This window comes from Streptomyces sp. NPDC052109, from assembly GCF_040680195.1.
Classification (GTDB): domain Bacteria; phylum Actinomycetota; class Actinomycetes; order Streptomycetales; family Streptomycetaceae; genus Streptomyces.
The window spans coordinates 117,540-141,213 of sequence record NZ_JBFAWF010000003.1 but is presented as its reverse complement, the minus strand read 5'-3'; the positions used below and the strand labels follow the sequence as shown (position 1 = coordinate 141,213).

At 73.9% G+C, this 23,674-nt stretch carries 24 protein-coding genes and 1 pseudogene; 13 read left to right on the top strand and 12 right to left on the bottom strand.

Annotated features, from left to right (window positions below):
• Entirely contained in the window at positions 1-2,826 is a 2,826-nt protein-coding gene (locus tag AB0L59_RS09365; protein WP_365581170.1) for an NHLP bacteriocin export ABC transporter permease/ATPase subunit, read from the top strand.
• Positions 2,827-2,855: 29 nt separating this feature from the next.
• Here AB0L59_RS09365 and AB0L59_RS09360 read toward each other — a convergent pair whose 3' ends face one another.
• Complete coding sequence (locus AB0L59_RS09360) at positions 2,856-3,686, bottom strand: ribonuclease BN (RefSeq protein ID WP_365581168.1); 831 nt, start codon at positions 3,684-3,686, stop codon at positions 2,856-2,858.
• Positions 3,687-3,852: 166 nt separating this feature from the next.
• On the opposite strand from AB0L59_RS09360, the gene AB0L59_RS09355 reads away from it, so the two are divergent.
• Entirely contained in the window at positions 3,853-4,980 is a 1,128-nt protein-coding gene (locus AB0L59_RS09355) for a galactosyldiacylglycerol synthase (RefSeq protein ID WP_365581167.1), read from the top strand.
• Between the two features lie 134 nt (positions 4,981-5,114).
• Here AB0L59_RS09355 and AB0L59_RS09350 read toward each other — a convergent pair whose 3' ends face one another.
• The 5 genes from AB0L59_RS09350 to AB0L59_RS09330 all read right to left on the bottom strand — a co-directional run bounded on the left by AB0L59_RS09350 (position 5,115) and on the right by AB0L59_RS09330 (position 8,978).
• On the bottom strand, positions 5,115-5,885 hold the full coding sequence (locus tag AB0L59_RS09350) for a polysaccharide deacetylase family protein (protein WP_365581165.1): 771 nt from the start codon (positions 5,883-5,885) through the stop codon (positions 5,115-5,117).
• A gap of 37 nt (positions 5,886-5,922) precedes the next feature.
• Positions 5,923-6,855 carry a DMT family transporter gene (locus tag AB0L59_RS09345; RefSeq protein WP_365581164.1) on the bottom strand — a complete coding sequence of 311 codons (933 nt, stop codon included), beginning with the start codon at positions 6,853-6,855 and terminating at the stop codon, positions 5,923-5,925.
• A 6-nt stretch (positions 6,856-6,861) separates the two neighbouring features.
• Positions 6,862-7,716 carry an SDR family NAD(P)-dependent oxidoreductase gene (locus AB0L59_RS09340; protein ID WP_365581163.1) on the bottom strand — a complete coding sequence of 285 codons (855 nt, stop codon included), beginning with the start codon at positions 7,714-7,716 and terminating at the stop codon, positions 6,862-6,864.
• Positions 7,717-8,101: 385 nt separating this feature from the next.
• Entirely contained in the window at positions 8,102-8,629 is a 528-nt protein-coding gene (locus tag AB0L59_RS09335; RefSeq protein WP_365581161.1) for an SRPBCC family protein, read from the bottom strand.
• Between the two features lie 28 nt (positions 8,630-8,657).
• Positions 8,658-8,978 (bottom strand): metalloregulator ArsR/SmtB family transcription factor, encoded by a 321-nt coding sequence (locus AB0L59_RS09330; protein ID WP_365581159.1) that lies wholly within the window; start codon positions 8,976-8,978, stop codon positions 8,658-8,660.
• A gap of 163 nt (positions 8,979-9,141) precedes the next feature.
• On the opposite strand from AB0L59_RS09330, the gene AB0L59_RS09325 reads away from it, so the two are divergent.
• The 5 genes from AB0L59_RS09325 (at position 9,142) to AB0L59_RS09305 (ending at position 13,277) form a co-directional block, all read left to right on the top strand.
• Entirely contained in the window at positions 9,142-10,650 is a 1,509-nt protein-coding gene (locus AB0L59_RS09325) for an MFS transporter (protein ID WP_365581157.1), read from the top strand.
• A gap of 77 nt (positions 10,651-10,727) precedes the next feature.
• Positions 10,728-11,342, top strand: a complete 615-nt coding sequence (locus AB0L59_RS09320) for a hypothetical protein (protein WP_365581636.1) — start codon at positions 10,728-10,730, stop codon at positions 11,340-11,342.
• A gap of 56 nt (positions 11,343-11,398) precedes the next feature.
• Positions 11,399-12,412: an iron-containing redox enzyme family protein gene (locus tag AB0L59_RS09315; RefSeq protein WP_365581156.1), complete on the top strand. Its 1,014-nt coding sequence runs from the start codon at positions 11,399-11,401 to the stop codon at positions 12,410-12,412.
• Positions 12,413-13,087 carry a HemK2/MTQ2 family protein methyltransferase gene (locus tag AB0L59_RS09310; RefSeq protein ID WP_365581154.1) on the top strand — a complete coding sequence of 225 codons (675 nt, stop codon included), beginning with the start codon at positions 12,413-12,415 and terminating at the stop codon, positions 13,085-13,087.
• Positions 13,068-13,277, top strand: a complete 210-nt coding sequence (locus AB0L59_RS09305) for a CDGSH iron-sulfur domain-containing protein (protein WP_365581153.1) — start codon at positions 13,068-13,070, stop codon at positions 13,275-13,277. Before AB0L59_RS09310 ends, AB0L59_RS09305 begins: the two co-directional genes overlap by 20 nt.
• Before the next feature lie 200 nt (positions 13,278-13,477).
• Here the strand turns inward: AB0L59_RS09305 and AB0L59_RS09300 are convergent, their stop codons facing one another.
• Positions 13,478-13,912 (bottom strand): subtilase-type protease inhibitor, encoded by a 435-nt coding sequence (locus AB0L59_RS09300; protein ID WP_365581151.1) that lies wholly within the window; start codon positions 13,910-13,912, stop codon positions 13,478-13,480.
• A 335-nt stretch (positions 13,913-14,247) separates the two neighbouring features.
• Here AB0L59_RS09300 and AB0L59_RS09295 point away from each other — a divergent pair, with 335 nt between their 5' ends.
• From AB0L59_RS09295 to AB0L59_RS09285, 3 genes are all read left to right on the top strand, one after another.
• Entirely contained in the window at positions 14,248-14,811 is a 564-nt protein-coding gene (locus tag AB0L59_RS09295; RefSeq protein WP_365581149.1) for a hypothetical protein, read from the top strand.
• Between the two features lie 155 nt (positions 14,812-14,966).
• Positions 14,967-16,577: a cytosine permease gene (locus AB0L59_RS09290; protein WP_365581605.1), complete on the top strand. Its 1,611-nt coding sequence runs from the start codon at positions 14,967-14,969 to the stop codon at positions 16,575-16,577.
• Positions 16,574-17,275, top strand: a complete 702-nt coding sequence (locus AB0L59_RS09285; RefSeq protein WP_365581148.1) for a cyclase family protein — start codon at positions 16,574-16,576, stop codon at positions 17,273-17,275. Before AB0L59_RS09290 ends, AB0L59_RS09285 begins: the two co-directional genes overlap by 4 nt.
• A 563-nt stretch (positions 17,276-17,838) precedes the next feature.
• Here AB0L59_RS09285 and AB0L59_RS09280 read toward each other — a convergent pair.
• From AB0L59_RS09280 to AB0L59_RS09270, 3 genes are all read right to left on the bottom strand, one after another.
• Positions 17,839-19,551, bottom strand: coding sequence for an RICIN domain-containing protein (locus tag AB0L59_RS09280; protein ID WP_365581147.1), 1,713 nt, complete (start codon positions 19,549-19,551; stop codon positions 17,839-17,841).
• A gap of 528 nt (positions 19,552-20,079) precedes the next feature.
• Entirely contained in the window at positions 20,080-20,457 is a 378-nt protein-coding gene (locus AB0L59_RS09275; protein ID WP_365581145.1) for a toxin Doc, read from the bottom strand.
• A 3-nt stretch (positions 20,458-20,460) separates the two neighbouring features.
• Complete coding sequence (locus AB0L59_RS09270; RefSeq protein WP_225097586.1) at positions 20,461-20,700, bottom strand: hypothetical protein; 240 nt, start codon at positions 20,698-20,700, stop codon at positions 20,461-20,463.
• A 197-nt stretch (positions 20,701-20,897) separates the two neighbouring features.
• On the opposite strand from AB0L59_RS09270, the gene AB0L59_RS09265 reads away from it, so the two are divergent.
• Together AB0L59_RS09265 and AB0L59_RS09260 are read left to right on the top strand one after the other, a co-directional pair.
• Positions 20,898-21,407 (top strand): methylated-DNA--[protein]-cysteine S-methyltransferase, encoded by a 510-nt coding sequence (locus tag AB0L59_RS09265; RefSeq protein ID WP_365581144.1) that lies wholly within the window; start codon positions 20,898-20,900, stop codon positions 21,405-21,407.
• 11 nt (positions 21,408-21,418) lie between these two features.
• Positions 21,419-22,141 carry a 2OG-Fe(II) oxygenase gene (locus AB0L59_RS09260; RefSeq protein ID WP_365581143.1) on the top strand — a complete coding sequence of 241 codons (723 nt, stop codon included), beginning with the start codon at positions 21,419-21,421 and terminating at the stop codon, positions 22,139-22,141.
• Positions 22,142-22,171: 30 nt separating this feature from the next.
• Here the strand turns inward: AB0L59_RS09260 and AB0L59_RS09255 are convergent, their stop codons facing one another.
• On the bottom strand, positions 22,172-22,504 hold the full coding sequence (locus AB0L59_RS09255) for a hypothetical protein (RefSeq protein ID WP_365581142.1): 333 nt from the start codon (positions 22,502-22,504) through the stop codon (positions 22,172-22,174).
• Positions 22,505-22,728: 224 nt separating this feature from the next.
• Here AB0L59_RS09255 and AB0L59_RS09250 point away from each other — a divergent pair.
• Positions 22,729-23,118 (top strand): annotated as a pseudogene (locus tag AB0L59_RS09250) (ATP-binding protein); the annotation flags it as partial.
• A gap of 3 nt (positions 23,119-23,121) precedes the next feature.
• Here AB0L59_RS09250 and AB0L59_RS09245 read toward each other — a convergent pair.
• Positions 23,122-23,670: an RNA polymerase sigma factor gene (locus tag AB0L59_RS09245; protein WP_365581141.1), complete on the bottom strand. Its 549-nt coding sequence runs from the start codon at positions 23,668-23,670 to the stop codon at positions 23,122-23,124.
• Positions 23,671-23,674: the final 4 nt, after the last annotated feature.

The window sequence follows — 23,674 nt, the reverse complement described above, 5'->3', positions numbered from 1 at the left end:
ATGACGACCGTTCAGGAGGGACACGAAGGCGACCTCGTGCTCGGTGCGCTGGGGGCCATGGGCACACGCCTCGACTGCGCCGGCCACAACCGCCTCGACCTCGAGGGACCGCAGGTGCTGTGGCTGGTCGCGGCCGGCGCCCTGGACCTGTTCGCGGTGGACGCCGTGCAGCAGGGGCACTGGCACCACCTGGGCCGGCTGGAGGCGGGCGCGCTGCTGCTCGGCCCGGTCGCCGGGCCCCAGCACACCCTGGTGGCCCGCCCGGTCCGGGACTGCGTGGTGCACCGCATCAACCTGCGCGAGCTGTACCAGCCCGCCAACACCCAGACGTGGTCGTACGACGAGTACGGCAACCCCCAGTACGTGCCGCCCGCCACCAGCCCGCTGGAGTACGCGGTCGCGCTCGGCGTCGGCCGCGGTCTGTCCGTCCTGTTCCAGGCCCCGATGGCCGAGGAGCGGTCCCAGGCGCCGACCGACGACGACGTGTTCTGGATGCAGGTGCCGCCGGGCAGCGTCCAGTACGGCTCGCTGTACGGCGCGGAGGCCGCGGCCGACCTGCTGATGGACCCTGCGCTGTGGCAGTCCATGGTCGACCAGCAGTACCGGCTGCTGACCGCGCTGGACCGCTGGATCGAGCAGCTGGAGCGCACCCACGAGACCCGTGCGGCCGCCGGGATCAAGGCCGGTGAGGAGGTCCGCGCCCAGGCCGACCAGACGCTGCTGGCGTCCATCGGCAAGCGCTCGGCCCGTCGCACGACGGCCGCCGACGCCGACGCCGGATACGCCGCCTGCAAGCTGGTCGCCGAGGCGGCCGGAATCACGCTCGCCGAGCCCGCGCAGAGCGGCACCGAGAGCGAACGCCTCGACCCCGTCGAACGGGTGGCGCTCGCCTCCCGGGTACGCGCCCGGGCCGTACGGCTGCGGGGACGCTGGTGGCGGGAGAACGTGGGCCCGCTGGTCGGGCACCGGGCGCTGTCCGGGGCGCCGGTCGCGCTGCTGTGGCGGCGCGGCGGCTATGTCGCCGTACACCCCGGCACCGGACGCGAGACACCGATCGAGAAGGCGAACGCGGAGGAGTTCGAGCCGCGCGCGGTGATGTTCTACCGACCGCTGCCCGACAAGGCGCTCTCGCCGTTCGGTCTGCTGCGGTTCAGCCTGCAGGGCACCCGGGGCGATCTGCTGAGCCTGCTGCTGGCGGGCCTGGTCACGGTGGCGATCGGCGCGCTGGTGCCGGTCGCGACGGGCAAGGTGCTCGGCGAGTTCGTGCCGCGGGCGCAGGAGGGCCTGATCGTCCAGGTGTGCCTGGCCGTCATGGTGAGCGGGGTGGTCGCGGCGGCGTTCACGCTGCTGGAGAACCTGTCCATCCTGCGTCTGGAGGGCCGGATCGAGGCCGCGCTCCAGCCTGCCGTCTGGGACAGGCTGCTGCGCCTGCCCACCCGGTTCTTCACCCAGCGCTCCACCGGTGAACTCGCCAGTGCCGCCATGGGCATCAGCGCGATGCGCCGGCTGCTGGCGGGCGTCGGCCCGGTGGTCGCGCAGTCGGTGACGGTCGGCGCGATGAACCTGGGCCTGCTGTTCTGGTACAGCGCGTCGATGGCCATGGCGGCGATCGGCATGCTCGTCGTGATCGCGGCCGTGTTCCTGGGGCTCGGGCTGTGGCAGGTGCGCTGGCAGCGGAAGTTGACGGTGCTCGGCAACAAGCTGAACAACCAGGCCTTCCAGACCCTGCGCGGCCTGCCCAAGCTGCGGGTGGCCGCGGCCGAGAACTACGCCTACGCGGCCTGGGCACGGGAGTTCGCGCGCAGCCGGGAGCTGCAGCAGAAGGTCGGCCGGATCAAGAACCTCACCACGGTGCTCGGCGGGATCTATCTGCCGGTGTGCACGCTGCTGATGTTCATGCTGCTGGCGGGCCCGGCGAAGGGCGCGATGTCGGCGGCGGCCTTCCTGACCTTCAACACCTCGGTGACGATGGTGCTGACCTCGGTCACCCAGCTGACCGGCTCGTTCGTGTCGGCGGTGGCAGCGCTGCCGCTGTTCGAGGAGATCAGGCCGGTCTTCGAGGCGACGCCCGAGGTGCGGACGTCGAGCACCCGGCCGGGCCCGCTGTCGGGCGCGATCGAGGCCCGCAGGCTGTCCTTCCGCTACGCCGACGACGGCCCCCTCGTCCTTGATGACGTGTCGTTCGCCGTCCGGCCGGGTGAGTTCGTGGCGGTCGTCGGCCCGAGCGGCTGCGGCAAGTCCACGCTGCTGCGGCTCCTCATCGGCTTCGACAAGCCGGTCTCCGGCAGCGTCCTGTACGACGGCCAGGACCTCGCGGCGCTCGACCAGTCGGCGGTGCGCCGCCAGTGCGGGGTGGTGCTCCAGCACGCGCAGCCCTTCACCGGCTCCATCCTGGACGTCATCTGCGGCACCGAGCCGTACACGCCGGAGGAGGCGATGGCGGCGGCCGAGATGGCGGGGCTCGCGGAGGACATCAAGCGGATGCCGATGGGCCTGCACACGATCGTGGCCGGGAACGGCGCGATCTCCGGCGGTCAGCGCCAGCGCCTGATGATCGCCCAGGCCCTGATCCGGCGTCCGCGGATCCTCTTCTTCGACGAGGCCACCAGCGCCCTGGACAACGACACCCAGCGCATCGTCATCGACAGCACCCGCAAGCTGAACGCCACCCGGGTCGTCATCGCGCACCGGCTGTCGACGGTCCTGGACGCCGACCGGGTGATCGTGATGGAGGACGGCAAGGTCGTCCAGCACGGCGCGCCGGCGGAACTGCTCGCCGACACCACGGGCCGGCTGCACGAACTGGTGCGCCGGCAGCTGACGTAGCGTCCGCCGCGGCCGGGGGCCGGGAGTGCTCAGTACTTCCCCCGGCGCGGCGGCTGTGCCTCGTCCCCTCGGTCGTGGTGGGTGGGGGTCCAGTGGTGTTCGGTGAACCAGCGGCCGAACAGGGCACCGCCGTAGATGACGAACCCGACGCCGATGAGCCACGACTCGACCACGAGTACGGTTCCGACGGCGCCGTAGCTGAGCGCGTTGGTGACGATGAGCGGGGTGAACACGAGGTAGGAGAAGGCGCGCAGGCCGGCCAGGCCGAGGACGGTGGCGAGGGCGCCCGGCAGCAGGGTGCGCCAGTGCACCTGGCCGCCCAGCAGGAAGCGCTGCCCCCACCAGAAGAAGAGGATGCCGCTCACCGTGGACAGGGCGATCCGGCCGCCCCCGTGCAGCGCGTCCTTGGTCGCCACCTCCTGGTAGAGGTAGGCGGTGAGGACCACCAGCCAGGTCGCCTGCCGCCAGACCCGGTGCCAGGGTCCCGAGGCCAGGCCCCAGATCCGTTCGTAGGCGTTCTGCACGCTGCCGCCGAAGGACACCCCGAAGACGGCCAGCAGGACACCACCCCACACGCTGGTCGTGCCGATGACGTTGCGCGGCGGGCTGATGACGTCGGTGAGCACACGGGCGGAACGGCCGGACAGGCCCATGCCGTCGGTGAGCCACGAGGCGAAACCGCCCCGCACCAGCGGGTCGGCGGCGGCGACCACGATCAGCAACGGCGCCAGCGTCACCAGGGCCAGGGTGGCGAACCCCATGGCCCGGTGCATCAGCTCCAGCTCGCGGCCACGCTCGAGCAGGGCCCCGGCCCTGAGCCACTCCCAAGCGCGGTGCAGGCCGCGCCGCAACCGCCTCACGGCTCCTCCCGTGCTCGCCGCCCACACTCTCTCTCCTGAGCCGATTCATCCACCCCGGCGCCCTGCGGGCAACTCGCCTGGCCGTCGTGTCGCCGGACCGTCGGTCCGGCGACACGACGGCCGAATGAGCGGTTTGCGGGCGGCGCCCGCCGGAGAATCGGACGCCGTGCGTACTCCTGCCGAGGTGCCCTCCCTGGACCCCGACCGGCCGAACGGCCGGCGGCGCCCGCTGATCCTGAGCGCGAGCATGGGTGCCGGTCATGACACCGTCGCGGCCGAACTGGCGCGCCGAGCCGCGGCGCAGGGACACGAGCCGCATGTGGCCGACCTCCTGCGGCTGCTGCCGTACGGCCTGGGCGGTGGGCTGCGTCGCTCCTACCAGGCGTCGGTACGGCACGTCCCGTGGGCGTACGCCGGCGTCTACGGCGCTTTCCTGCGAGGCGGCAGGGGACCGCGTCCCAGCGGGGTGCCGCTGGCCCGGCTCGCCGGTGACCGGCTGACGGAACTCGTGGAGCGGCTGGACACCGATGTGGTGGTGTCGGTCTTCCATCTGGGCGCGCAGCTGACCGGTCATCTCCGGGCCCGCGGCGTGCTGCGGGTGCCGAGCGCCGTCTTCCTCGTGGACTTCGCCGTGCACCGGCAGTGGCTGCACCCCGGCAACGACCAGTACCTGTGCCTCACGGACGAGGTGGCGGCCGAGGTGCGCCGGGCGCTCGACACGCCCGCCGTGACGACCGGCCCGGCCGTCGCGCCCGGATTCCGCGCGCCGGCGCCCGGGACGGGCCGGTGGCGGGAGCGCTTCGCCGGGCAGGCTCCCGGCCGGCCGGCGGTCCTGCTGTCCGCGGGCGCCTGGGGCGCTGCCTCCCGGCCGGACGCCACCGCCCGGCTGCTGTCGGGGGCCGGCTATCTGCCGGTGGTGCTGTGCGGGCGCAACCCACGGCTGCGGGCCCGGGTGTCCCGGGTGCCCGGGGTGCTCGCGCTGGACTGGGTGGACGACATGCCGGGACTGCTCGCCGCCGCCTACGCCCTGGTGGACAACGCCGCAGGCCAGACCGCCGTACAGGCCCTGGCCGCCGGGCTGCCCGTGATCGGACACCGGCCGCTGCCCGGGCACGGGGTGGACGGGGTCCGCCGGATGTCCGCCCTCGGCGTGTCGGAACTGGCCCAGGACGGGTCCGCGTTGCTCTCTGCCCTCGGCAGGCTCACGGAGGACGGCCCCGAGCGGGCGGAACGGGTGGCCCGGGGGCGGGCGTTGTTCCGGGGCGATCCCATGGCGTACGTGGCGGGTCTGTGACGCGGCGGCACCGTGCCGAGGCAGGTCCGGCGCGCTCCGGTGGCGTGCGGCGCCGGAGGGTGCGCCGGCGCGGTCCGCCGGGCTGCCGCACCGGACGCGTGCCCGGCGCCCGCCGGACGCGCGCTCCGAGGCCGTCATCGGCGGACCGCCGCGGCGGAGGCGAGGGCGGGCGTGGCCGGGCCGTGGTCGCGGAGCGGGCCTACCGTCATGCCGGCCTCCGCGCAGCCCCGCACGAGCGCCGGCAGCGCGCCGAGGGCCGAGCGCCAGCAGCCCGGGGCCGCGACGCGATCGGAGTCGTGGAGCAGGACGGTGCCCCCGCCGCGCAGATCCGCGGCGACCAGGGCCCGTACGGACGACGGGGTGGCGTCGGCCGTCCAGTCCTTGCCCCACGCGGACCACAGCACCGGCCGCAGCCCCGCCCGCCGCGCCGCCAGCCAGCGTCCGGAGGTGAGGATGCCGTACGGCGGGCGGTACCACTGCGGGCGGTGGCCGGAGATGTCGTGCACGGCGCGGACGGTCCGGGCGACCTCCTCGGCGTCACGGGCCGGAGCGGGACGCCAGGGGCGGTCGTGCGTCCAGCCGTGCACGGCGAGCTCGTGTCCCCGCCGCGCGGTCTCCCGGACCAGCTCGGGATGACGCACCACGTGCTCCCCGAGCACGAAGAAGGTCGCCCGCACCCCGAGCCCGTCCAGCGCGTCGAGGAAGCGTGGCGTCGACTCCGGGTCCGGGCCGTCGTCGAAGGTCAGCGCGATGTGCCGGCAGCGGCCGGCGCCGGACAGCCGCGGGAACAACAGCAGCCGCACGCCGGGGAGCCAGGTGGCCGCCGGTCCGATGTGTGCGGCCGCGACACCGACCGGCAGCAGAAACGCGGCCCTGCGCCATGCACGGCCGGGCGTCGGAACCATCGCTGAACCGCCTTCCTGGTGGTGGTCGTCACGCCTGTCAGGGGACGTCCTGACGGCGTACTCGGTGCGGGTGACGTCTGCGGCGGCCCGGCCCGGCCCGCGCGGGCGTGTCCCACTCCCGTCCCTCGGCCGAGGCGTGGGCGAGTCCGAGGCTGCCCGTTCCGATCAGCCCGATGCCGATCACTTCCGGGATCACCCGCAGCCCGAGCTGGATCACCTCGTCGAACAGCACCCAGCCGAGGATCACGCTGGTGATCGCGTCGCCGAGGGTGAGGGCGGGCTGGGACGCCGTCAGGGAACCGGCGGCCAGCGCGCTCTGCAGCAGCAGGAAGGCGACGACCCCGACAGCGCCGGTTGCGTACAGCGACCAGTGGCCGAACATCGCGCCCGGCCCGTGGTCCAGCCGCCCCACGGCCTCCTTGAGCAGGGCGGCGGTGGTCGCGAAGGACACGGCCGAGGCGAGGCCGAGCAGCGCGGCCCGGGCGGCGCCCCTGGTCGGACGGGCGGCCGCCACCAGCAGCGCCACGACGCCGAGCGCCGAGCCGCCACCGGCCAGCCAGGACCCGGGCGACGCCGTGGGCCGGCCGGCAGACGGCGACGCCGCCACGAGGAAGAGGGCCAGACCGACGGCGAGGGCGGCGAACGCCAGCCAGGTCCGCCGGTCCGGCGCGCGCCGGAAGACCACACTGCCCACGACCAGGGTGAACAGCAGCTCGGCGGCGAGCAGAGGCTGGACGAGGGACAGGCTGCCGGTGGCCAGTGCCGCGCCCTGCAGCACGCTGGACAGCGCCAGCAGCCCGCTGCCGGCCAGCCAGTTCGGGTGCCGCAGCAGATGGGTGAGCCTGCGCAGGGCGGCCCGGGCCCCGGTGCCCTCGTCGGGTTCCTGCACGGCGGCCCTGCGCTGCAGCACCGAGGCGGAGGCGTTGGAGAGCGCCGCGAGCAGGGCGAGCAGCACCGTGACGGCGATCACGGCGGTTCACCCGAAGCGGGCGGCGAGCCACCGGTAGAGCCCCGGGGCGGCCCCGCGTACCAGGGCGGGATACCGCAGCCAGCCGGGGACGTACACCTCGTCCTTGCCGTGCTGGACGGCGCTCCATACGGCGTCCGCCACCCGCTCGGCCGGCACCGGCCGCGGCCATGTCCGGGCGTAGGGGGCGCCCCGCCGCTCGAAGAAGGGCGTGTCGACCGCGCCGGGGATCACGTGCGTGACGCCCACGCCGGTGCGGCGCAGCTCGTAGCGCAGCGCGTCGGCGAAGGCGGCCAGGGCCGCCTTCGCGGCGGAGTAGACGGCCTCGCCGCGGACACCGACGCTGCCGGCGACGGACCCGACCAGCACGATGTGTCCCGAGCCTTCCGCGACCATGTGGGGCAGCAGGGCGCGCACGAGGTGCAGGTTGGCCAGCAGGTCGACGCCGACGATCTCGTCGATGCGGGCGTGCGGCATGGCGGCGAAGTCACCGGCCCAGCCCACGCCGGCGCTCGCCACCAGCAGGTCGAGGCGGCCGGTGCGGGCCAGGACGAGATCGGTGAGCAGGCGGTCTGCACCCGGCCGGGTCAGGTCCGCCGGAACGGCCAGGGCATCGAAGCGGGCGGCAAGCTGCTCCAGGCGGGTGGCGTCGCGCCCGTTCAGCACCAGCCGCCAGCCTCCCTCGTCGGCCAGCCGGCGGACGACGGCGGCGCCGATGCCCGAGGAGGCACCCGTCACCAGGGCGGTGCCGCCCCGGCCGGCCCGGTCACCGGCGGACCGTGGGACGGCGCCCGCCGCCGGGGCGGAGGTCGTGACCGGCCCGGCGCGGTTCGACGGTCCTGCTGGGGGCGGGGCATGGGACATGGTGACGACCTCACTGCGACGTGTGCACGGGCTCGCGAACTCCGGGGCCGAACCTTCGCGGTGTATCCAGGGCGCCACACACTGAAACACCGCGCACGGCGGAACCCCTGCCGGACGGTGAACGGGTGAGATCCGGGTCGCCGGGTGGTGTCTCCGGGACGACCATGGACTGCGAGGGCCGGGAGAGGCCGGGGTCGTGAGCGCCTCCGTACGTCGGGACACCCGTCGGGAGAAGGGCATCACGCACGGCGAGGTACCGGGTCCGGCCGGTCCGACGGCGGCCCGGCGAGGAGATGGCGGGCCGCGCGCTCCGGCACGCGGCGTGCGTGACGCCCGACTGCTGGTCGCCGGTTCGGACGGCCCGGTCGCGGAACCCGGTCCGCGGTCAGTCCAGGCCCGGCACGGGCGCGCCGGAGGGCACACCGGCGCCGAGGTAGGCGTCGTAGAACTCCTTCCACGGTGCGCCGGCCCCTGCGTGCGGGCCCCCGAAGCGCTCGCCGCGCGCCGTCGCGTCGAGGGCGGCGAGGCACACCTCCCAGCCGGCGCCGTTGCGGGCGGCGGTGTTCGCCTCGGCGAGGACGTTGGTCAGCGTGAACCGGGTACGCCGGTCGCCGACGGCCTCCAGGTCGAAGCGGAGTTCGTCGCCGCCCCACTCGAAGGACAGGTGCCGGGGCGGGTCGACGGCGAGCACCCGGCCGGTGGACTCGGGCATGTTCGGGTCGCCGCTGAAGCGGATGGTGCCGCCGGGGCGCAGCTCCATCTCGGCGCGGGAGGGGAACCACTGCTGGAGTTCGTCGGGATCGGTGACGTACCGCCAGACGCGGTCCACCGCGTGGTCGTAGGTGCGGGTGAACCGGACGGCGGCGCGGCCGTCGTCCAGGGTCAGATAGGTGCCGGTGAGGTCTACGGGCATGGTGCTCCGGTCCTTCGCAGTGGGGGTGTCAGGTGTCGTCCGAGGTCGCGTCGAGACGCCGGCCGAGGGCGTCCAGGCTGCGGTTCCACAGCCGGCGATAGGGCTCCAGCCAGGCGTCCAGGGCGGCGATCGGTGCCGGGTCGAGGGCGTAGACGCGGCGCTGGGCGTCCTGTCTGACCCGGACCAGGCCCGACTCCCGGAGCACCTTCAGATGCTTGGAGGTGCTCGGCTGGCTCAGGCCGCAGGCCTCGACGATCTCCCCGACGGAGCGGGGGCGGTCCAGCAGGAGCGCGACGATGGCCCGTCGGTGGGGGTCGGCGAGAGCGGACCAGAGCGCGGCGTCGGACATGCATCCAATATGCCGCGATGATTATATGCCAGTCAAGGAATGCACGAATAAGAAACGTTGCCGTTTCGCTAGCGGTGTCGTACGCTCGATGTGTACGAAACAGTTTCGTTTACGAGCTGTTTGCCTCCCTGCGTCCGAACGACTTGCCCTGGAGTGGTTCCCCATGTCTCAGAAGACCCTGGCCGAAGGCTCCCGAGCGGGAGCCGCCGCGATCGAGCACGGCGGCGCGGCCTCGCCGAAGCGGTGGTGGATCCTCGCGGTCGTCGCCATCGCCCAGCTGATGGTCGTCCTCGACGCCACGATCGTGAACATCGCCCTGCCGTCCGCGCAGACCGACCTCGGCTTCTCCGACGGCAACCGGCAGTGGATCGTGACGGCGTACGCCCTGGCCTTCGCCTCCCTGTTGCTGCTCGGCGGGCGGATCGCCGACCTGTTCGGGCGCAAGCCCGCCTTCCTCGTCGGCGTGGTCGGCTTCGCCGCGGCCTCCGCCCTCGGCGGCGCCGCGAACGGCTTCACCATGCTGGTCGTCGCCCGCGCCCTGCAGGGTGCCTTCGGCGCGCTCCTCGCGCCCGCCGCGCTGTCGCTGCTCAACACCACGTTCACGGACGTCAGGGAACGGGCCCGCGCCTTCAGCGTGTACGGCGCGATCGCCGGTGCCGGCGGTGCCGTGGGCCTGCTGCTCGGCGGTGTGCTGACCGACGCGCTGGACTGGCGCTGGACCCTGTACGTGAACGTGGCCATCGCGGTCGTCGCCTTCGCGGGCGGCTGGATCCTGCTCGGCAACCACCGGGACGCGGCGAACGCCAAGCTGGACGTGCCCGGCACGGTCCTGGTCGCCGCCGGTCTGTTCTCCCTGGTCTACGGCTTCTCCAATGCCGAGACCCACGCCTGGGGTTCGCCGCTGACCTGGGGCTTCCTGATCGCGGGCGGCGTACTGCTGGGGGCCTTCGCATGGTGGCAGATCCGGGCCGCGCACCCGCTGCTGCCGCTGCGCATCCTGCTCGACCGCAACCGCGCCGCCTCCTTCCTCGCGGTGCTGATCACCGGCGCGGGCATGTTCGGCGTCTTCCTGTTCCTGACCTACTACCTCCAGCTCAACCTCGGCTTCAGCCCCACGAAGACCGGTGTGGCGTTCTTGCCGATGGTCGGCGCACTGATGGTGACCGCGCAGGTGGGCACCACGATCCTGGTGCCCCGCCTCGGCCCGAAGGCCGTCATCCCGCTCGGGTTCGCCGTCGCCACGGCCGGCATGGCCTGGCTGACCGGCATCGGCGTCGGCTCGCACTACGTCAGCGCGGTCCTGCCCCAGCTGATCGTGATCGGCGTGGGCCTCGGCATGGTGATGCCGCCGGCCATGCAGCTGGCCACCGGCGGGGTCGCGGCCGAGGACGCGGGCGTGGCCTCCGCGACCGTCAACGCCATGCAGCAGGTGGGCGGTTCGATCGGCACGGCCCTGCTGAACACCCTCGCCGCGAGCGCCGCCACCGACTACCTCTCCGGCCGGGACGCCACCAGCAAGCTGGTGCGGGCGCAGGCGACGATCGAGAGCTACACGAGCGCGTTCTGGTGGTCCGCGGGCTTCTTCGCCGCCGGCGCGGTGCTCGCCCTCCTGTTCTACCGGCGCGGCGCGCAGCAGCAGGACGCCGGAGACACACCGGTCATCCACATGTGACGCCCACGCGCCACCAGAGCCCGAGGGGCCGCCGTCAGCAGGGAGACGGCGGCCCCTCACCCTGTCATGGTGGGGGTATGCGCAAGGCACCTGCGGCGCTCGGCAGCGCCCTGCTCCTCGGCCTCGTCCCGGTCGGCGCGGCCGTACCGGTGCCGTGCCGACCGCCCGGCGGCCGGCGGGCCGGTCCCCGGTGCCTGCCGGCGCGGCTGTGCGGACGTGTCCCGCCGGGGGACGCCACCCCCGTCGTCCGGGAGGCGCTCACCCGGTTCGCCCTCCACGGGCTCGGCAGCCCCGCACCCGTCGCGCCGCCGGCCCGGCCGGTCGCGAGCGGCCCGTACGGTTACGTGCGCGGTGCGGTCCACGTCGCCGTCGTCGCCGTACTCACCGGGCAGGACCTTCCGCTCCCCCGGCCGGGCGGTACCGGCGAGGTGGCCCCGGCGCACCCCGTGGCAGGGCGCTTGAGACGGCGGCGGCGGGTAACTCAGCTGATCAGAGGCACGGAGGTGGAAGGAGAGGCCATGTCCGGCGAGGAAGACGAGAAGGACCGCAAGGAACAGTTCGACACCGCCCTGGAGGAAGTCCTCCGGGAGGTCGAGGAGGCCGAGAAGCGCGACGAGGACAAGGAGGGCGGCGAGGCCGGCGACGCGATCACGCCCAACACCGGAGCGCAGGAGCAGACGGAAGGGGACTGAGCGGCCGGGACGAGGGACCGCTCGTGCCTTCCCGGGGCCGGGGTACCCGAGGCGCCATGAACAGCCATGAGCGCGGCCCCCAGCTGCCCCCGCCCCGAGGTCCCCTGTCCGCCGCGGTCGCCGCGTACCTGCGCGGCACGGGCCCCCTCCCCCGCCCCGCCGAGGCCGGGGAGGCGGATCCCTACGGCGACGACACGCACCTTGCCCTGTACCTGTGCTACGAGCTGCACTACCGGGGTTTCGCGGGCGTCGGCCCGGGGCTCGAGTGGGACCCCGACCTGCTGCGTGTGCGCGCCGCGCTGGAGCGCCGCTTCCTGTCCGCGCTGCGCACCGACACGCCGGCGCACGACAGTCTCGACGACGCGCTCGCCGCGCTGCTGGTGGAACCGGCCGAGGGCACCGGGGTCACCCATTTCCTGTGCGCCGAGGGCGAGTTGTGGCACCTGCGCGAGTACGCCGCCCAGCGCTCCCTGTACCACCTGAAGGAGGCCGACCCGCACGCCTGGGTACTGCCGCGCCTGTGGGGCCGGGCCAAGGCGGGGATGGCGGCCGTGGAGTTCGACGAGTTCGGCGGCGGACGGGCCGACCGGGTCCACGCGCGCCTGTTCGCCGCGCTGATGGCGGACCTCGGCCTCGACACCGAATACGGCCGGTATGTGGACGCGGCCCGCGCGGAGATGCTGGCCGTCGTCAACGTGATGTCCCTGTTCGGGCTGCACCGCGAGCTGCGCGGCGCGCTGGTGGGCCACTTCGCCGAGGTGGAGATCACCTCCTCGCCGGGCTCCCGCCGGCTCGCCGAGGCGATGCGCCGCACCGGCGCCGGGCCCGCCGCGGAGTTCTTCTACGACGAGCACGTCGAGGCGGACGCGGTCCACGAACAGGTCGTCCGCCATGAGGTGATCGGCGGACTGCTCGGCGAGGAGCCGGAACTCGCGGCGGACGTCGCCTTCGGGATCGACGCGACCGAGTACCTGGAGGACCGGCTGGCGCGGCGATTGCTCGGCGACTGGCGCGCCGGACGCTCGTCCCTGCGCACCCCGCTCGGGAGGGAAATATCCCATACATTCTGAATGCCGGGGTACTCGCGCGGTGTGATTGCTCTGGTACTTCCGGGCGTGTACGCCCCGCAGGACGACACGCAGTTGCTGGCGGAGTCCCTCCGCGAGGAGGCTCCGGCACCCGGCGACCGCGTCCTCGACGTCGGCACCGGCAGCGGAGCGCTGGCCCTGGAAGCGGCCCGGCACGGCGCCGAGGTGACCGCCGTGGACGTGTCCCGGCCGGCGGTCTGGACGGCCCGGATGAACGCCTGGCTGACCCGGCTGCCGGTGCGGATCCGGCGCGGCAACCTCTTCGCACCGGTCCGGGGCCGTACGTACGACCTCATCCTCGCGAACCCGCCGTACGTTCCCGCACCCGATGCCGGTCGCGGGCCGCGCGGCCGGTCCCGGGCCTGGGACGCGGGCCGGGACGGACGACTGCTGCTCGACCGCATCTGCCGGGACGCGCCCGCACTGCTGCGCCCCGGAGGTGTGCTGCTGATCGTGCACTCTGCGCTCAGCGATCCCGAGCGCACCCTGCAACTGCTGCGCGCCGCACGTCTGACGGCGACGGTGGTCCGGCGCCGCCGGATCCCCTTGGGTCCGGTGCTGCGCTCACGGGAGGACTGGCTGCGCCGGCGCGGTCTGCTCGCGCCGGACGCACAGAGGGAGGAGCTGGTGGTCGTCCGTGCCGAACGAACACACTGACCGGACTCGCCGGATCACCGTCCAGCGGCAGGGGCCGCTGCTGGTGGAGGGGCCGGTGGAGGTCGAGTTGGAGGACGGGACCGTCGTGTCCTCCGACCGTTTCCGTGTCGCCCTGTGCACCTGCCGGCGCAGTGGCCGCTATCCGTGGTGCGACACGAGTCACCGGCGCAAGGCCAAGAACTCCGGTTGAAACCGGTTGTTTTTCGCCGCTCCCCGGGTAAGGCCCCCCACGGACCCACCCGGGGAGCGGCTGTGTGCCCGGAAGCCGGCGGGCGGCCCCACTCCGCCCGTCGGCTCCGGTGCGAGATCGCAGGTACCCCGCTCCAGAAGCCGCACTCCCCAGTTGCGGACCTGTTCCGGCGTGTGCGGGGTGCGTTGCGATCCCGGTCCCTAGAAGGCGAAGACGCCGCCGCCGACGGAGTCCCGCATGCAGCCGTTGCCGAAGGTGCGCTCGTAGGAGACGCGCTTGCCCTGCCAGACGCCCTGCACGGTGACGACCACCGGGTCGTACAGCTTGGTGCACCACACGTCGCCGCTCGGCTTCAGGGCACTGAAGTCGCCGCCCGTGCCGAGCAGTTCGGCACAGGCCTGGGCCGCGGCCGGGTGGGTGCCGGAGGCCGTGGGGGCGCAGTTGAGGGTGACGGCGCGCTCCGGGGTGGCCGTGGCCGCGTCACTGCCGTGGCCGGTGGTCAGGACCAGCGCCGAGGGGGCGTAGAGCGACGACGGGGCGGCGCCCGGTGCAGCGACGGCGGCCCCGGTCAGGGGTCCGCAAACGGCGGCGGCCGTGAGGCCGAGGGCCGCTGCCCAGCGCGCGGTGTTCCGCATTGTGTGCATCCTTCCGCTCGGATAGACGGGTGCTCGCTCCGACCCGGTCGGTGCCGGAGCGGCGAGCGCCACTCTGCCGAGTCCGCCGCCGAAACACACATCGAACCCGCCGGTTTCAGTAACATTGCGTATTGAAACAGTGGCGTGAAGTCACGGAAATCGAACACGCCAACCGCCCAACTGAGCGGTTCTTGATCGCGGAGAGCGGTCACATGGCCGAAAATCACCGCCTCGTTAATCGGCCTGAAACATTCCGGCTCCGCTCACGGTGAACCCCTTCACGACCCCTTCACGACTCCTTGCGTTCATGGAGAGGGTCGCGTAATTCTGCTTACATGATTACACCGGAGCAGAAAGAGAAGCTGCGCGGCTGGTTCGCCGGCCGGCTGCCCGACGACCTCTTCGAGGAACTGGCCGAGGTGATCGCCGACCGCGAGGAGATCACCGTGATCGGCCGCATCCCCGAGCCCCGGCTCGCCGAGGGCGCCTCGGACGCCGAGCGGGCAGTCGCCGTGCGCTCCCGGATCCAGGAGTTCCGGGAGCGGACCCGGGAGAACCGGATGGAGGTGGCCCGCGAGGCCGAGCACCTGTTCCGCCGCAAGGTCTCCTGGGGTGTGGTGTGCGGCCCCGAGCGCGCCCTGTTCACCCATGTCGCCGCGCCGGTCATGACCCGGCTGCGCCAGCCGGAGCGTCAGGTCCTCGACACCCTCATCGCCGGGGGCGTGGCTCGCAGCCGCAGTGACGCCCTCGCCTGGTGCGTGCGCCTGGTCCAGCGCCACACCGAGGACTGGCTGACCGAGCTGCGCGAGTCACTGGAACACGTCCAGCGGGTACGGGCTCAGGGGCCGGACGCGGAGGAGGTGGCCGATTCCTCCACCGACAACGGCGAAGATGGATGATTCGTCCTCTGGCAGGGGTCCGCACCGGAGCCCTACCGTCGGCACACCGCTCCGGACGACCCCTGCCCGTGCCGCGACACCCCTGCCGCACGACGGTCGTCCGCCACCCCGCGCGCGACCAGCGCTCCATCGCCGCGACCTCGCTGGAGCCCTCCGTGACCCCTCAGTCCCCCGAATCGCCCACCGCCGAATCCCCCGCCGCGGCACCGCCGTCGCTCACCGAGGTCGAGCCCTACGGCGTCGAGCGCATCCCTGACGCTGACCGCACCGCGACCCCGCTGGACCTCTTCCGGGTCGCCTTCGGCGGCGCCAACACCTTCTCCACCTGCGTGCTCGGCGCGTTCCCGGTCCTCTTCGGCCTCTCCTTCTGGCAAGGCCTCGCGGCCACCGTCCTCGGCGTCGTCGCGGGCGCGCTGATCCTCTGCCCGATGGCCGTGTTCGGCCCGGTCAACGGCACCAACAACGCGGTCTCGTCCTCCGCCCACCTCGGCGTGCACGGCCGGGTGGTCGGCTCGTTCCTGTCCCTGCTGACGGCCATCGCGTTCTTCTCCATCTCGGTGTGGAGTTCGGGCGACGCCCTGGTCGGCGGCGCGCACCGGCTGTTCGGCCTGGAGCGCAGCACGCCCTCGTACGTCGTGGCGTACGCACTGTTCGCCGGCCTGGTCCTCGCCGTGTGCGTCTACGGCTTCCGGTTCATGCTGTTCGTCAACAAGATCGCGGTGACCTCGGCGACCGTGCTGTTCCTGCTCGGCGCGATCGCGTTCGCCGGCGACTTCGACCCGTCGTACGCCGGTGTGTTCACCGCCTCGGCGGACGCTGCGACGAAGTCCATGTTCTGGCCCTCGTTCATCGGCGCCGCCCTGATCGTGCTGTCCAACCCGGTGTCGTTCGGCGCGTTCCTCGGTGACTGGTCGCGCTACATCCCCGCCGGTACCCCCCGCCGCAAGGTGGTCGGCGCCGCGTTCCTCTCCCAGATCGCGACCCTGCTGCCGTTCGTCTTCGGCCTGGCGACCGCGAGCATCATCGCGGCGAAGGCGCCGAAGTACGTCGACCCGGCCGCGCCCGACTTCGTGGGCGGGCTGCTGGCGATCTCGCCGAGCTGGTTCTTCCTGCCGGTGTGCCTGCTCGCCCTGATCGGCGGCATGTCGACGGGCACCACCTCGCTGTACGGCACCGGCCTGGACTTCTCCTCGGTGTTCCCGAAGCTGTCCCGCGTTCAGGCGACGCTGCTGGTGGGCGTGTTGTCCATCGCGTTCATCTTCATCGGCCGGTTCGGGCTGGACCTCGTGCAGTCCATCTCGACGTTCGCCACGATGATCATCACCTGCACGACGCCGTGGATGGTCGTGATGATGCTCGGCTTCTACACCCGGCGCGGCTGGTACGACCCCGACGCGCTCCAGGTCTTCAACCGCCGCCAGCGCGGCGGCCGTTACTGGTTCGCGCACGGCTGGAACTGGCGCGGCATGACGGCCTGGTGGGTCGCTGCGGTGGTCGGTGTGCTGTTCACCGACATCCCGGGCCAGTTCGTCGGCCCGTTGGGGGACCTGGCGAACGGCGTCGACATCAGCCTGCCGCTGTCGCTCGCGGTGGCCGCGATCCTCTTCCTGACGCTGCTGCGGCTGTTCCCCGAGCCCCGGGCGGCGTACGGGCCCGAGGGCGCGCGCCTGGCGCGTACCGCCGAGGCGCCGGTGCCGCCGATCACCGGTCCCGGAGCCCCGGTGGACGACGCGCCGGCGGCGCTCGCGGCGGATGGCGGCCGGTGAGCGGCTGGCTGGATCTGTCGGTGCCCGTGGTCACCGGCATGCCCGTGTACCCCGGCGACCCGGAGGTCACCGTCACGCCGGCCCTGGGGGCGGCGGCCGACGGCGTCAACGTCCTGGCACTGCACCTGGGTTCGCAGTCCGGCACCCATGTCGACGCGCCCTACCACGTCGACGACGCCTGGCCCCGCCTCGACGAACTGCCCCTGGACCGCTTCGCCGGACCCGCGGTCGTGGCCGACGTCCGGGGACTGCCGCCCCGCTCGCCGATCAAGCCGACTCTGCTGGCCCCCGCGCTGGACGCTCTCGCGGCGGCGCCCGGTGCGTTGCTGCTGCTGGTCACCGGCTGGTCGGCGCACTGGGGCACGGACGCGTACCTCGACCACCCCTGGCTGACTCCCGATGCCGCGGCGGCCGTGGTGGAGGCCGGTGTCCGCACCGTGGCGGTGGACGCGCTCAGCGTGGACCCGACGCCCCGACCCGGCGATCCCCAGGCGGAGTTCACCCTGCCGGCCCATCGGGTGCTGTGCGGTGCGGGCGCGGTGATCGCCGAGAACCTCACCGGTCTCGACCGGCTGCTGGACGCGGAGGCGGTCGAGGTGTTCCTGTTCCCGCTACGGCTCCCCGGCGCGGACGGTGCTCCGGTACGGGCGGTCGCCCGGGCCGCCCGACGGCCGGGGCGACCGCCCGGTGGGCTCTAGGCGGCGTCCCGAGCCGGGCGAAGGCCGCGAGGGTCCCGGTCGCCGGTCTCTCGCCAGGGCCCGCGGCACGTGGCCGGCTTGCCCGCCGCGGCCGCTGCGCTCCCGGGCGGCGGGCGCGGTCGGCGACCGGCGACGGGTGCCGTGCGACAGCGGGGGCGGACCGGCGACGACGTGTTCCCGGCACCGGGTCGTGGATGACCACGACGACCGTCTGCCCGGGATCGCCCACCGCCCGGAGCGAGGGATTGGCGCCCGTCGGCCGGTCCGCGAGCCGGGGTCGCCGATCGGCTCGTCCGAAGTCCGGCTCCGGACGGGCCTCGCAGCGCGGGCGTGCCACCGGGGGAGGGCCGTACGCGCACGTGTCGGGCCGGACGGGCCGCCGGCATCGAGCAGGTCGTCCGGTGCGTGCTCATGGAGGCGGCCTGGCGCTCCGCCCCTCCGGTGGCACCGGCCGGGGCACACCGTCGCCGGGCACACCGGCCCGGCGGCGCCGGCGGGCCCGGTCACGGAACTCTCCCGACCGTCCCCCCGGCACCACGGTGCCCTGCCCGCGACGACAGGGCCTAGGAGCGGCGCCCGGGCAGCGCCGCCGGGCGGGCCGACGCCCCGCCCGTACCCGCGATCGAGAGGGATCCGGGGCTCGCCGAGGACGCGTCGGTCACCCAGCGCTGTGCGGCCGAGTGGTCGCGAACCTTGACGACGAGGTCGGCGCCGGCGTTGGTGTCGGAAGTGGCGAGGGCGAGGGCCCGGTCCCAGCGGGGCAGCAACTCGCCCTGCACGGTGAGGTCGTAGCGCACGTCGTCGCCCCGCGCGGAGCCGGCGTCGGCGCAGGTCCCGAGGATCACCACCCCCGCGTCGGCGTGCGAGTCCAGGCACAGCACCGAGTCGGTCGCGCTGCGCAGGCGACCGTCGGCGTCGTACGTCCACTGCTGGGTGGGCGCCGCGGAGCAGACGGCGAGGATCGCGCCCGCACCGGCCTTCGGTGCGCCCTTGATGTCCAGGCACAGGTCGGCGGCGGCGTTGCGCAGCCGGGTGGGGCGGCCGGTGGCGGGCAGTTCCGCGGTGCCGGGGCCGGTGGCCGACGGGGACTGGCGGGCCGCGGTACCGGGGACGGCGCCGGTGGAGGAGACCGGGCCGGTGCCGGCGCCGCCGTCCGGCCACAGGCTGATCGCGAGGACGGTCGCCAGCAGCCCGGCCGAGGCCACGCCGACGCCGGTGAGCAGGGTCCGCGAGCTCCAGGCGGTGCCGGGGGTCCGGGCGAGCGGTCCGGGCTCACCGCCGCGCCGCCGGCCGCGGGAGGCCGGGATCCGGGCCCGGGGTTCGCCGTCGCCGCGCCGCCGGGTGCCGGGCAGGACGGCCCGGGCGAGCAGACCGGGTCCGTCGCCGCCGCGCCGGCGTCCGCCGGAGCGCCGGGAGCCACCGCGGCCGCGGGCGGGACCGGGGCGGCGGCCGGGGCGCGAGTCCAGGTAGCGGCGGGCGCCCCAGCCGAGCACGGCCTCGGCGAGCAGTACGCCCAAGGCCGCGTCGGCGTGGCCCAGTTGCTCCGCGGCGTGCCGGCAGTAGGTACAGGCGGAAAGGTGCTCCTGGACGTCGGGCAGCAGAGCGCCGCCGCGGCGGATCGGTACGTCCAGCAGTCGGTTGTAGTAGCGGCATTCCTTGCCGGGCGCGAGTTCCCGGTGCGCGCGTACCAGGCCCTCCCGGAATTTCTCGCGCGCCTGCTCCAGCGCGACCGCCGCGCTCTCGACGTCCACTCCGAGCAGTCCCGCCGGAACGGTTATCGGCTCGGCCTCGACCTCCATGTGCCACAGCAGCGCCTGCTCCAGCCGGGGAAGGCCATGGAATGAGCGGTCGGAGAGGGCCCGGTTTTCCGGTATCAGGGCCTTCGCGGCGCGCATACCGCGGCCACCGGCGGGTTTCCCGAGTCCGGGCAGCACAGCGGTGATCCGGTCGGTGCCGGACCAGTTGACCACCGTGTCCCGGACCGCCACGAGCAGCCGGGGCCGCAGCGCCTCGCCGGGTTCGCCGAGCGCGAGCCGGCCGAGGACCTGGTGGAAGGCGGTGGCGGTGACCATGTGGGCGAGCGGCCCGGTCAGGGCCAGACAGACCACCGCGTAGTCCTGGGCGGGCTGCCAGTGCCGGGCCATCAGCAGGGCCGCGGACCGGGAGGCCTCCGCGTCGGATCCGGCCCGCAGCGGGCCGGCGAGGGACTCGTCGGACTCCCCGGGATCGCCGCCGGGCGGCGGATAGGGAGGACGAGGAGGGTGGGGGGTGGGCACTGAGCGGATTCCTTTGGTGCGGCTTGCGTCGATGCGTACCTCTGCGGCGCGCGGGGAGAGGAATTCGCCGGCGCTCGGCCGTTGACGGTTCCGCAACTGCCGGAAGAACCCCGGATTTTACCCCCCGCAGGGGCGTTTCAACCCTTGCACAACTTCCACACAACCAACAAGGCGCCCGCAGAACATCGAGCGTATTGAAGGAAAGTCAGAAAGAGGCCGCCGGCGGCCCGCTCCCGTGCCTCGGCTTTCCGAATTCCGTGCGCCCCGTGCGAACGGTGCGCACACGCCGGCGGGCGCGCACACGCTTCCGGGGTGTGCGGCCCGGAGGTGGACTGGGGCCGGGCCTCTCGGACAGGCCCCGCGCGGGATGAGGTTCCCCCCGCTCGAGCGCAGCCGGCAGCCGGGGAGGCTTCTCCCGCGCACAACCGGCCGCCGGCCTGTTCCTCCCGCCCTCGGCCGGCGGCCCCGCCCACCCTGCCCCGGCCGGCGGCCCCGGCGGCTTCCCCCGCCGGCCGGGACGGGACCGGCTCAGATCTGCCAGGAGCGCAGCCGGTCGGCCGCGCCGTACACGTCGGTCTTGCCCGAGATCAGATCGCGGGCGAGGTCGACGAGCGCGCCGTAGGGCGGGTCGATGCCGACACCGCTGACGAACATGTAGGCCACCGCGGTCGCGCAGGCGAAGCGGGCGTTGGCCCCGGGGAGCGGCTTGAGCACGGCGAGGGTGTGCAGCAGGGCGGCGGCCCGCCAGGCGGGGTCGGAGTCCACGCCGAGCCGGGGCGGGTCCACCCGGTGCCGGGCGACGGCGGCGACCAGCGCGGAGAAGTCGTCGACCGAGGGCTGGTCGGGCAGGACCTCCTCATGGCGCTGGAGCAGCCAGGGGACGTCGATGTGGATGACGTTGGGCATGCGTCAGGCGGCCTCGTCCTTCGCGGGGGGCTCGTCGTCGGGGAAGGCCGCGGCGAACTCCTCGGCGTGCGCGGCGAAGAACTGGCGGAAGGCCTGGGCGCCCTCCTGCAGCGCCCGGTGCCGGGCGATGTCGGCGGCTGCCGCCTCGCGCACGAGGGCCTTCATCGACGTACCGCGCTCCTTGGCGATCTGCCGCAGGTCCTCTAGTTCCCGGTCGCTGAACTCCACATTGAGAGCTGGCATGCCCCTCACGGTACCGCGCGGGTACTTACCCGTAAATATCACCAGGTCAAGTGGGATCCGTCACGGTACCCGCAGGGCCCGAGAGCCATGTCCGATTCCCGCCGGTCACCGGGCGCGCGGCGCAGCAGACTCGGCAGCACGGAAGGAACCGGCCGCCGGACGGCGGAACGCGGCCACCGCACCGAGGGAGCATTCCGATGAGCACACGCACCGTCCACACCGTCCACCCCAGCCCGCTGGGCGACCTGCTGCTGACCGGGTCGGTCGCGCCGGCCGGGTTCACGCTCGCCTCGCTCAGCATGCCCGGGCAGCGCGGTGCGCCCGCCGTCCGCGCGCAGGACCGCGACGACGGGCCGTTCGCCGAGGCGCACCGGCAGCTCGACGCCTACTTCGCCGGCCGCCTGTCCCGTTTCGACCTGCCGTCGGCCACCACCGGTACCCCGTCACAGCGGGCGGTGTGGCACGCCCTGGAGGACATCCCCTACGGCACGACGACCACGTACGGCGAGCTGGCCGCCCGGCTGGGCGTGCCCCGCGCCGAACTGCGGGCGGTCGGCCGGATCCTCGGCGCCAACCCCCTGCTGCTCGTCCGCCCGTGCCATCGGGTGATCGGCGCGGACGGCTCTATGCGCGGGTACGCGGGCGGGGTGGAGCGCAAGCTGTGGCTGCTCACGCACGAAGGCGCGCTGCAGCCGGCCCTGGTGTGAAGGAGCACGGCATGACGTTCACCCCGGCCGAGGCCCGCCGCCGCGCGGCCCGCACGGACTGGGCCGCGCTCGCGGCCGAGCTGGACGAGCACGGCAGCGCGCCCACGGGCCCGCTGCTCTCCCCTGCCGAGTGCGCCGGCCTGGCCGCACTGTACGACGAGCCGGGGCTGTTCCGGACGACGGTCGACCTGGCCCGGCACCGGTTCGGCTCCGGCGAGTACCGCTACTTCACCCATGACCTGCCGGCCCCGGTGGCCGCGCTGCGCGCCGCGCTCTATCCGCGCCTGCTGCCGGTCGCCCGGGACTGGGCGGCCCGCCTGGACCGCCCGGCGCCCTGGCCCGACTCCCTGGACGCGTGGGTGAAGCGGTGCCACGCGGCGGGCCAGGACCGCTCGGCGCAGATCCTGCTCAGCTACGGGCCGGGCGACTGGAACGCCCTGCACCGGGACGTGTTCGGCGAGCTGGTGTTCCCGCTGCAGGTGGTGATCGCGCTGGACGCGTACGGCACCGACTACACCGGCGGCGAGTTCCTCACGGTGGAGCAGCGCCCGCGCGCCCAGTCCCGGGGCACGGCGAGCGTTCTGCGCCAGGGACACGGCCTGGTGTTCACCACCCGCTGCCGCCCCGTGCGCACTCGCCGCGGCTGGTCGGCCGGGGCGGTGCGGCACGGGGTGAGCACCGTGCGGTCGGGGCGGCGTCGGACCCTGGGGCTGGTGTTCCACGACGCGGCGTGACGGCGCCGCGGCGTCCGGCGGACGGACCGTTCACTCCGGATGCGCCACGGCGTCCTTCTGCAACTGCACCGCCGCCAGCAGGCTGAGCCGCGGCTCCGCCTGGCGCAGCGCCTTCAGTGCCGCCATCGAGGCGACGTCCCCGGCGAAGCCGACGGCGGCCAGCCTGGCCCGGACCCAACGGGCCCGCAGTTCCGCCTCGGTGGCGGCCGCGGTGGACTCGACGAGGGCGGCGGCGCGCTCCAGCCCCGCCCGCTCCTCGGGCGACGCCTCGGTCAGCGCCCGCCGCAGCGCCGCCGCGACCATGTCCGTGTCCCGGACGACCAGCACGACGTCCTGTTTCCTGTTCAGTACCGCGAGAGCCATGGGATCACCGTGCTCGTCATGCTGCTTGCCGGGCAAGCCAATTGAGGATCCTCAGAGGATCACCGGGCGTGCGCCGCCGTCACCCGTCGAGCCGGCTGATGCGCACCGCTCCCCCGGCCTCAGCGGGGTGGGCGCTCGTCAGGGTCAGGCGGAGTCGGGAGCCCCGTGCCGCGTCGAAGGTGATCACGGTGGGGCTGTCCGAGGCCGTGGCTCCTGCTGCCGCGCCCGCCGGCTCGGCGGACGACGTGGCGCTGCTGCTCGCCCGCACCCAGGGCCCGCCCGCCGCGCAGGGGGCGACCAGGGACACACCCGCCGACCCGGCGCTGGTCGCGCCGATCCGCGAGCAGGCCGTGGAGCAGCCATCCGGTACGGCTCCCACCCCATCCGGCTGCCGCTGATCCACGACACGACTGATCCACGACACGACCACGCTGATCTGCGAGGCGTCCGACACCGGCCACACCGACCCGCACCTGCGCCGGGCCAAGGCCTTCGACGAGGGCGGCCGGGGCCTGCCTCTGGTCGCCCGGCTCGCCCAGCGCTGGGGCAGCCGGCACACCCCGCGCGGCAGGACGATCTGGGCCGGGCTGCCGCGGTACGAGGAGGACCGGTAGGGGTCAGGAGCCCGCCAGCCAGGGACGCACCTGTTTGCGGGCCTCGTGCAGGCGTGACTTGAGGGTGCCGAGCGGGATGCCGACGCGCTCGGCCACCTCGGCGTAGTCCAGCTGGCAGATGTCCCGGTAGACCAGCGGGGCGACCAGGTGCGGATGGGTCCGCTCCAGCCGCTCCAGGGCCTCCAGCAGGTCCACCCGGGAGCCGGCGATGACGCTGGTGGTGCGCGGGTCGACGGCGTGCGAGGGCTCGATGGCGGCCGGCTGCTCGGCGGCCCGCCGCTTCAGCTCGCGGTACTTCTGCCGGGCGCAGTTGGCGACCACGGTGTACAGCCAGGTACTGAAGCGGCTGCGGCCCTCGAAGGCGGAGATGTGCCGGGCCACCTGGAGCAGCACGTCCTGGGCGGCCTCCTCGGCGTCCTCCCGGCACGGCAGGAAGCGGCCGCAGCGGCGGAGGATCTCCGGCCGTATCTCGTACAGCAGCCGGTCCAGGGCCGCTCTGTCGCCTGCGGCGGCCCGCCGGGCGAGGTCTTCCATCGGCGCCTGGTCCTGCACGGAC

Excerpts from the sequence above, each read along its gene's own strand:
- AB0L59_RS09335 (WP_365581161.1), bottom strand. The coding sequence starts at position 8,629 with ATGCCCGTAGACCTCACCGGCACCTATCTGACCCTGGACGACGGCCGC.
- AB0L59_RS09365 (WP_365581170.1), top strand. The coding sequence starts at position 1 with ATGACGACCGTTCAGGAGGGACACGAAGGCGACCTCGTGCTCGGTGCG.
- AB0L59_RS09300 (WP_365581151.1), bottom strand. The coding sequence starts at position 13,912 with ATGCGGAACACCGCGCGCTGGGCAGCGGCCCTCGGCCTCACGGCCGCC.
- AB0L59_RS09275 (WP_365581145.1), bottom strand. The coding sequence starts at position 20,457 with ATGCCCAACGTCATCCACATCGACGTCCCCTGGCTGCTCCAGCGCCAT.
- AB0L59_RS09265 (WP_365581144.1), top strand. The coding sequence starts at position 20,898 with ATGAGCACACGCACCGTCCACACCGTCCACCCCAGCCCGCTGGGCGAC.
- AB0L59_RS09330 (WP_365581159.1), bottom strand. The coding sequence starts at position 8,978 with ATGTCCGACGCCGCGCTCTGGTCCGCTCTCGCCGACCCCCACCGACGG.
- AB0L59_RS09295 (WP_365581149.1), top strand. The coding sequence starts at position 14,248 with ATGATTACACCGGAGCAGAAAGAGAAGCTGCGCGGCTGGTTCGCCGGC.
- AB0L59_RS09320 (WP_365581636.1), top strand. The coding sequence starts at position 10,728 with ATGCGCAAGGCACCTGCGGCGCTCGGCAGCGCCCTGCTCCTCGGCCTC.
- AB0L59_RS09340 (WP_365581163.1), bottom strand. The coding sequence starts at position 7,716 with ATGTCCCATGCCCCGCCCCCAGCAGGACCGTCGAACCGCGCCGGGCCG.
- AB0L59_RS09350 (WP_365581165.1), bottom strand. The coding sequence starts at position 5,885 with ATGGTTCCGACGCCCGGCCGTGCATGGCGCAGGGCCGCGTTTCTGCTG.
- AB0L59_RS09315 (WP_365581156.1), top strand. The coding sequence starts at position 11,399 with ATGAACAGCCATGAGCGCGGCCCCCAGCTGCCCCCGCCCCGAGGTCCC.
- AB0L59_RS09325 (WP_365581157.1), top strand. The coding sequence starts at position 9,142 with ATGTCTCAGAAGACCCTGGCCGAAGGCTCCCGAGCGGGAGCCGCCGCG.
- AB0L59_RS09270 (WP_225097586.1), bottom strand. The coding sequence starts at position 20,700 with ATGCCAGCTCTCAATGTGGAGTTCAGCGACCGGGAACTAGAGGACCTG.
- AB0L59_RS09310 (WP_365581154.1), top strand. The coding sequence starts at position 12,413 with ATGCCGGGGTACTCGCGCGGTGTGATTGCTCTGGTACTTCCGGGCGTG.
- AB0L59_RS09260 (WP_365581143.1), top strand. The coding sequence starts at position 21,419 with ATGACGTTCACCCCGGCCGAGGCCCGCCGCCGCGCGGCCCGCACGGAC.
- AB0L59_RS09255 (WP_365581142.1), bottom strand. The coding sequence starts at position 22,504 with ATGGCTCTCGCGGTACTGAACAGGAAACAGGACGTCGTGCTGGTCGTC.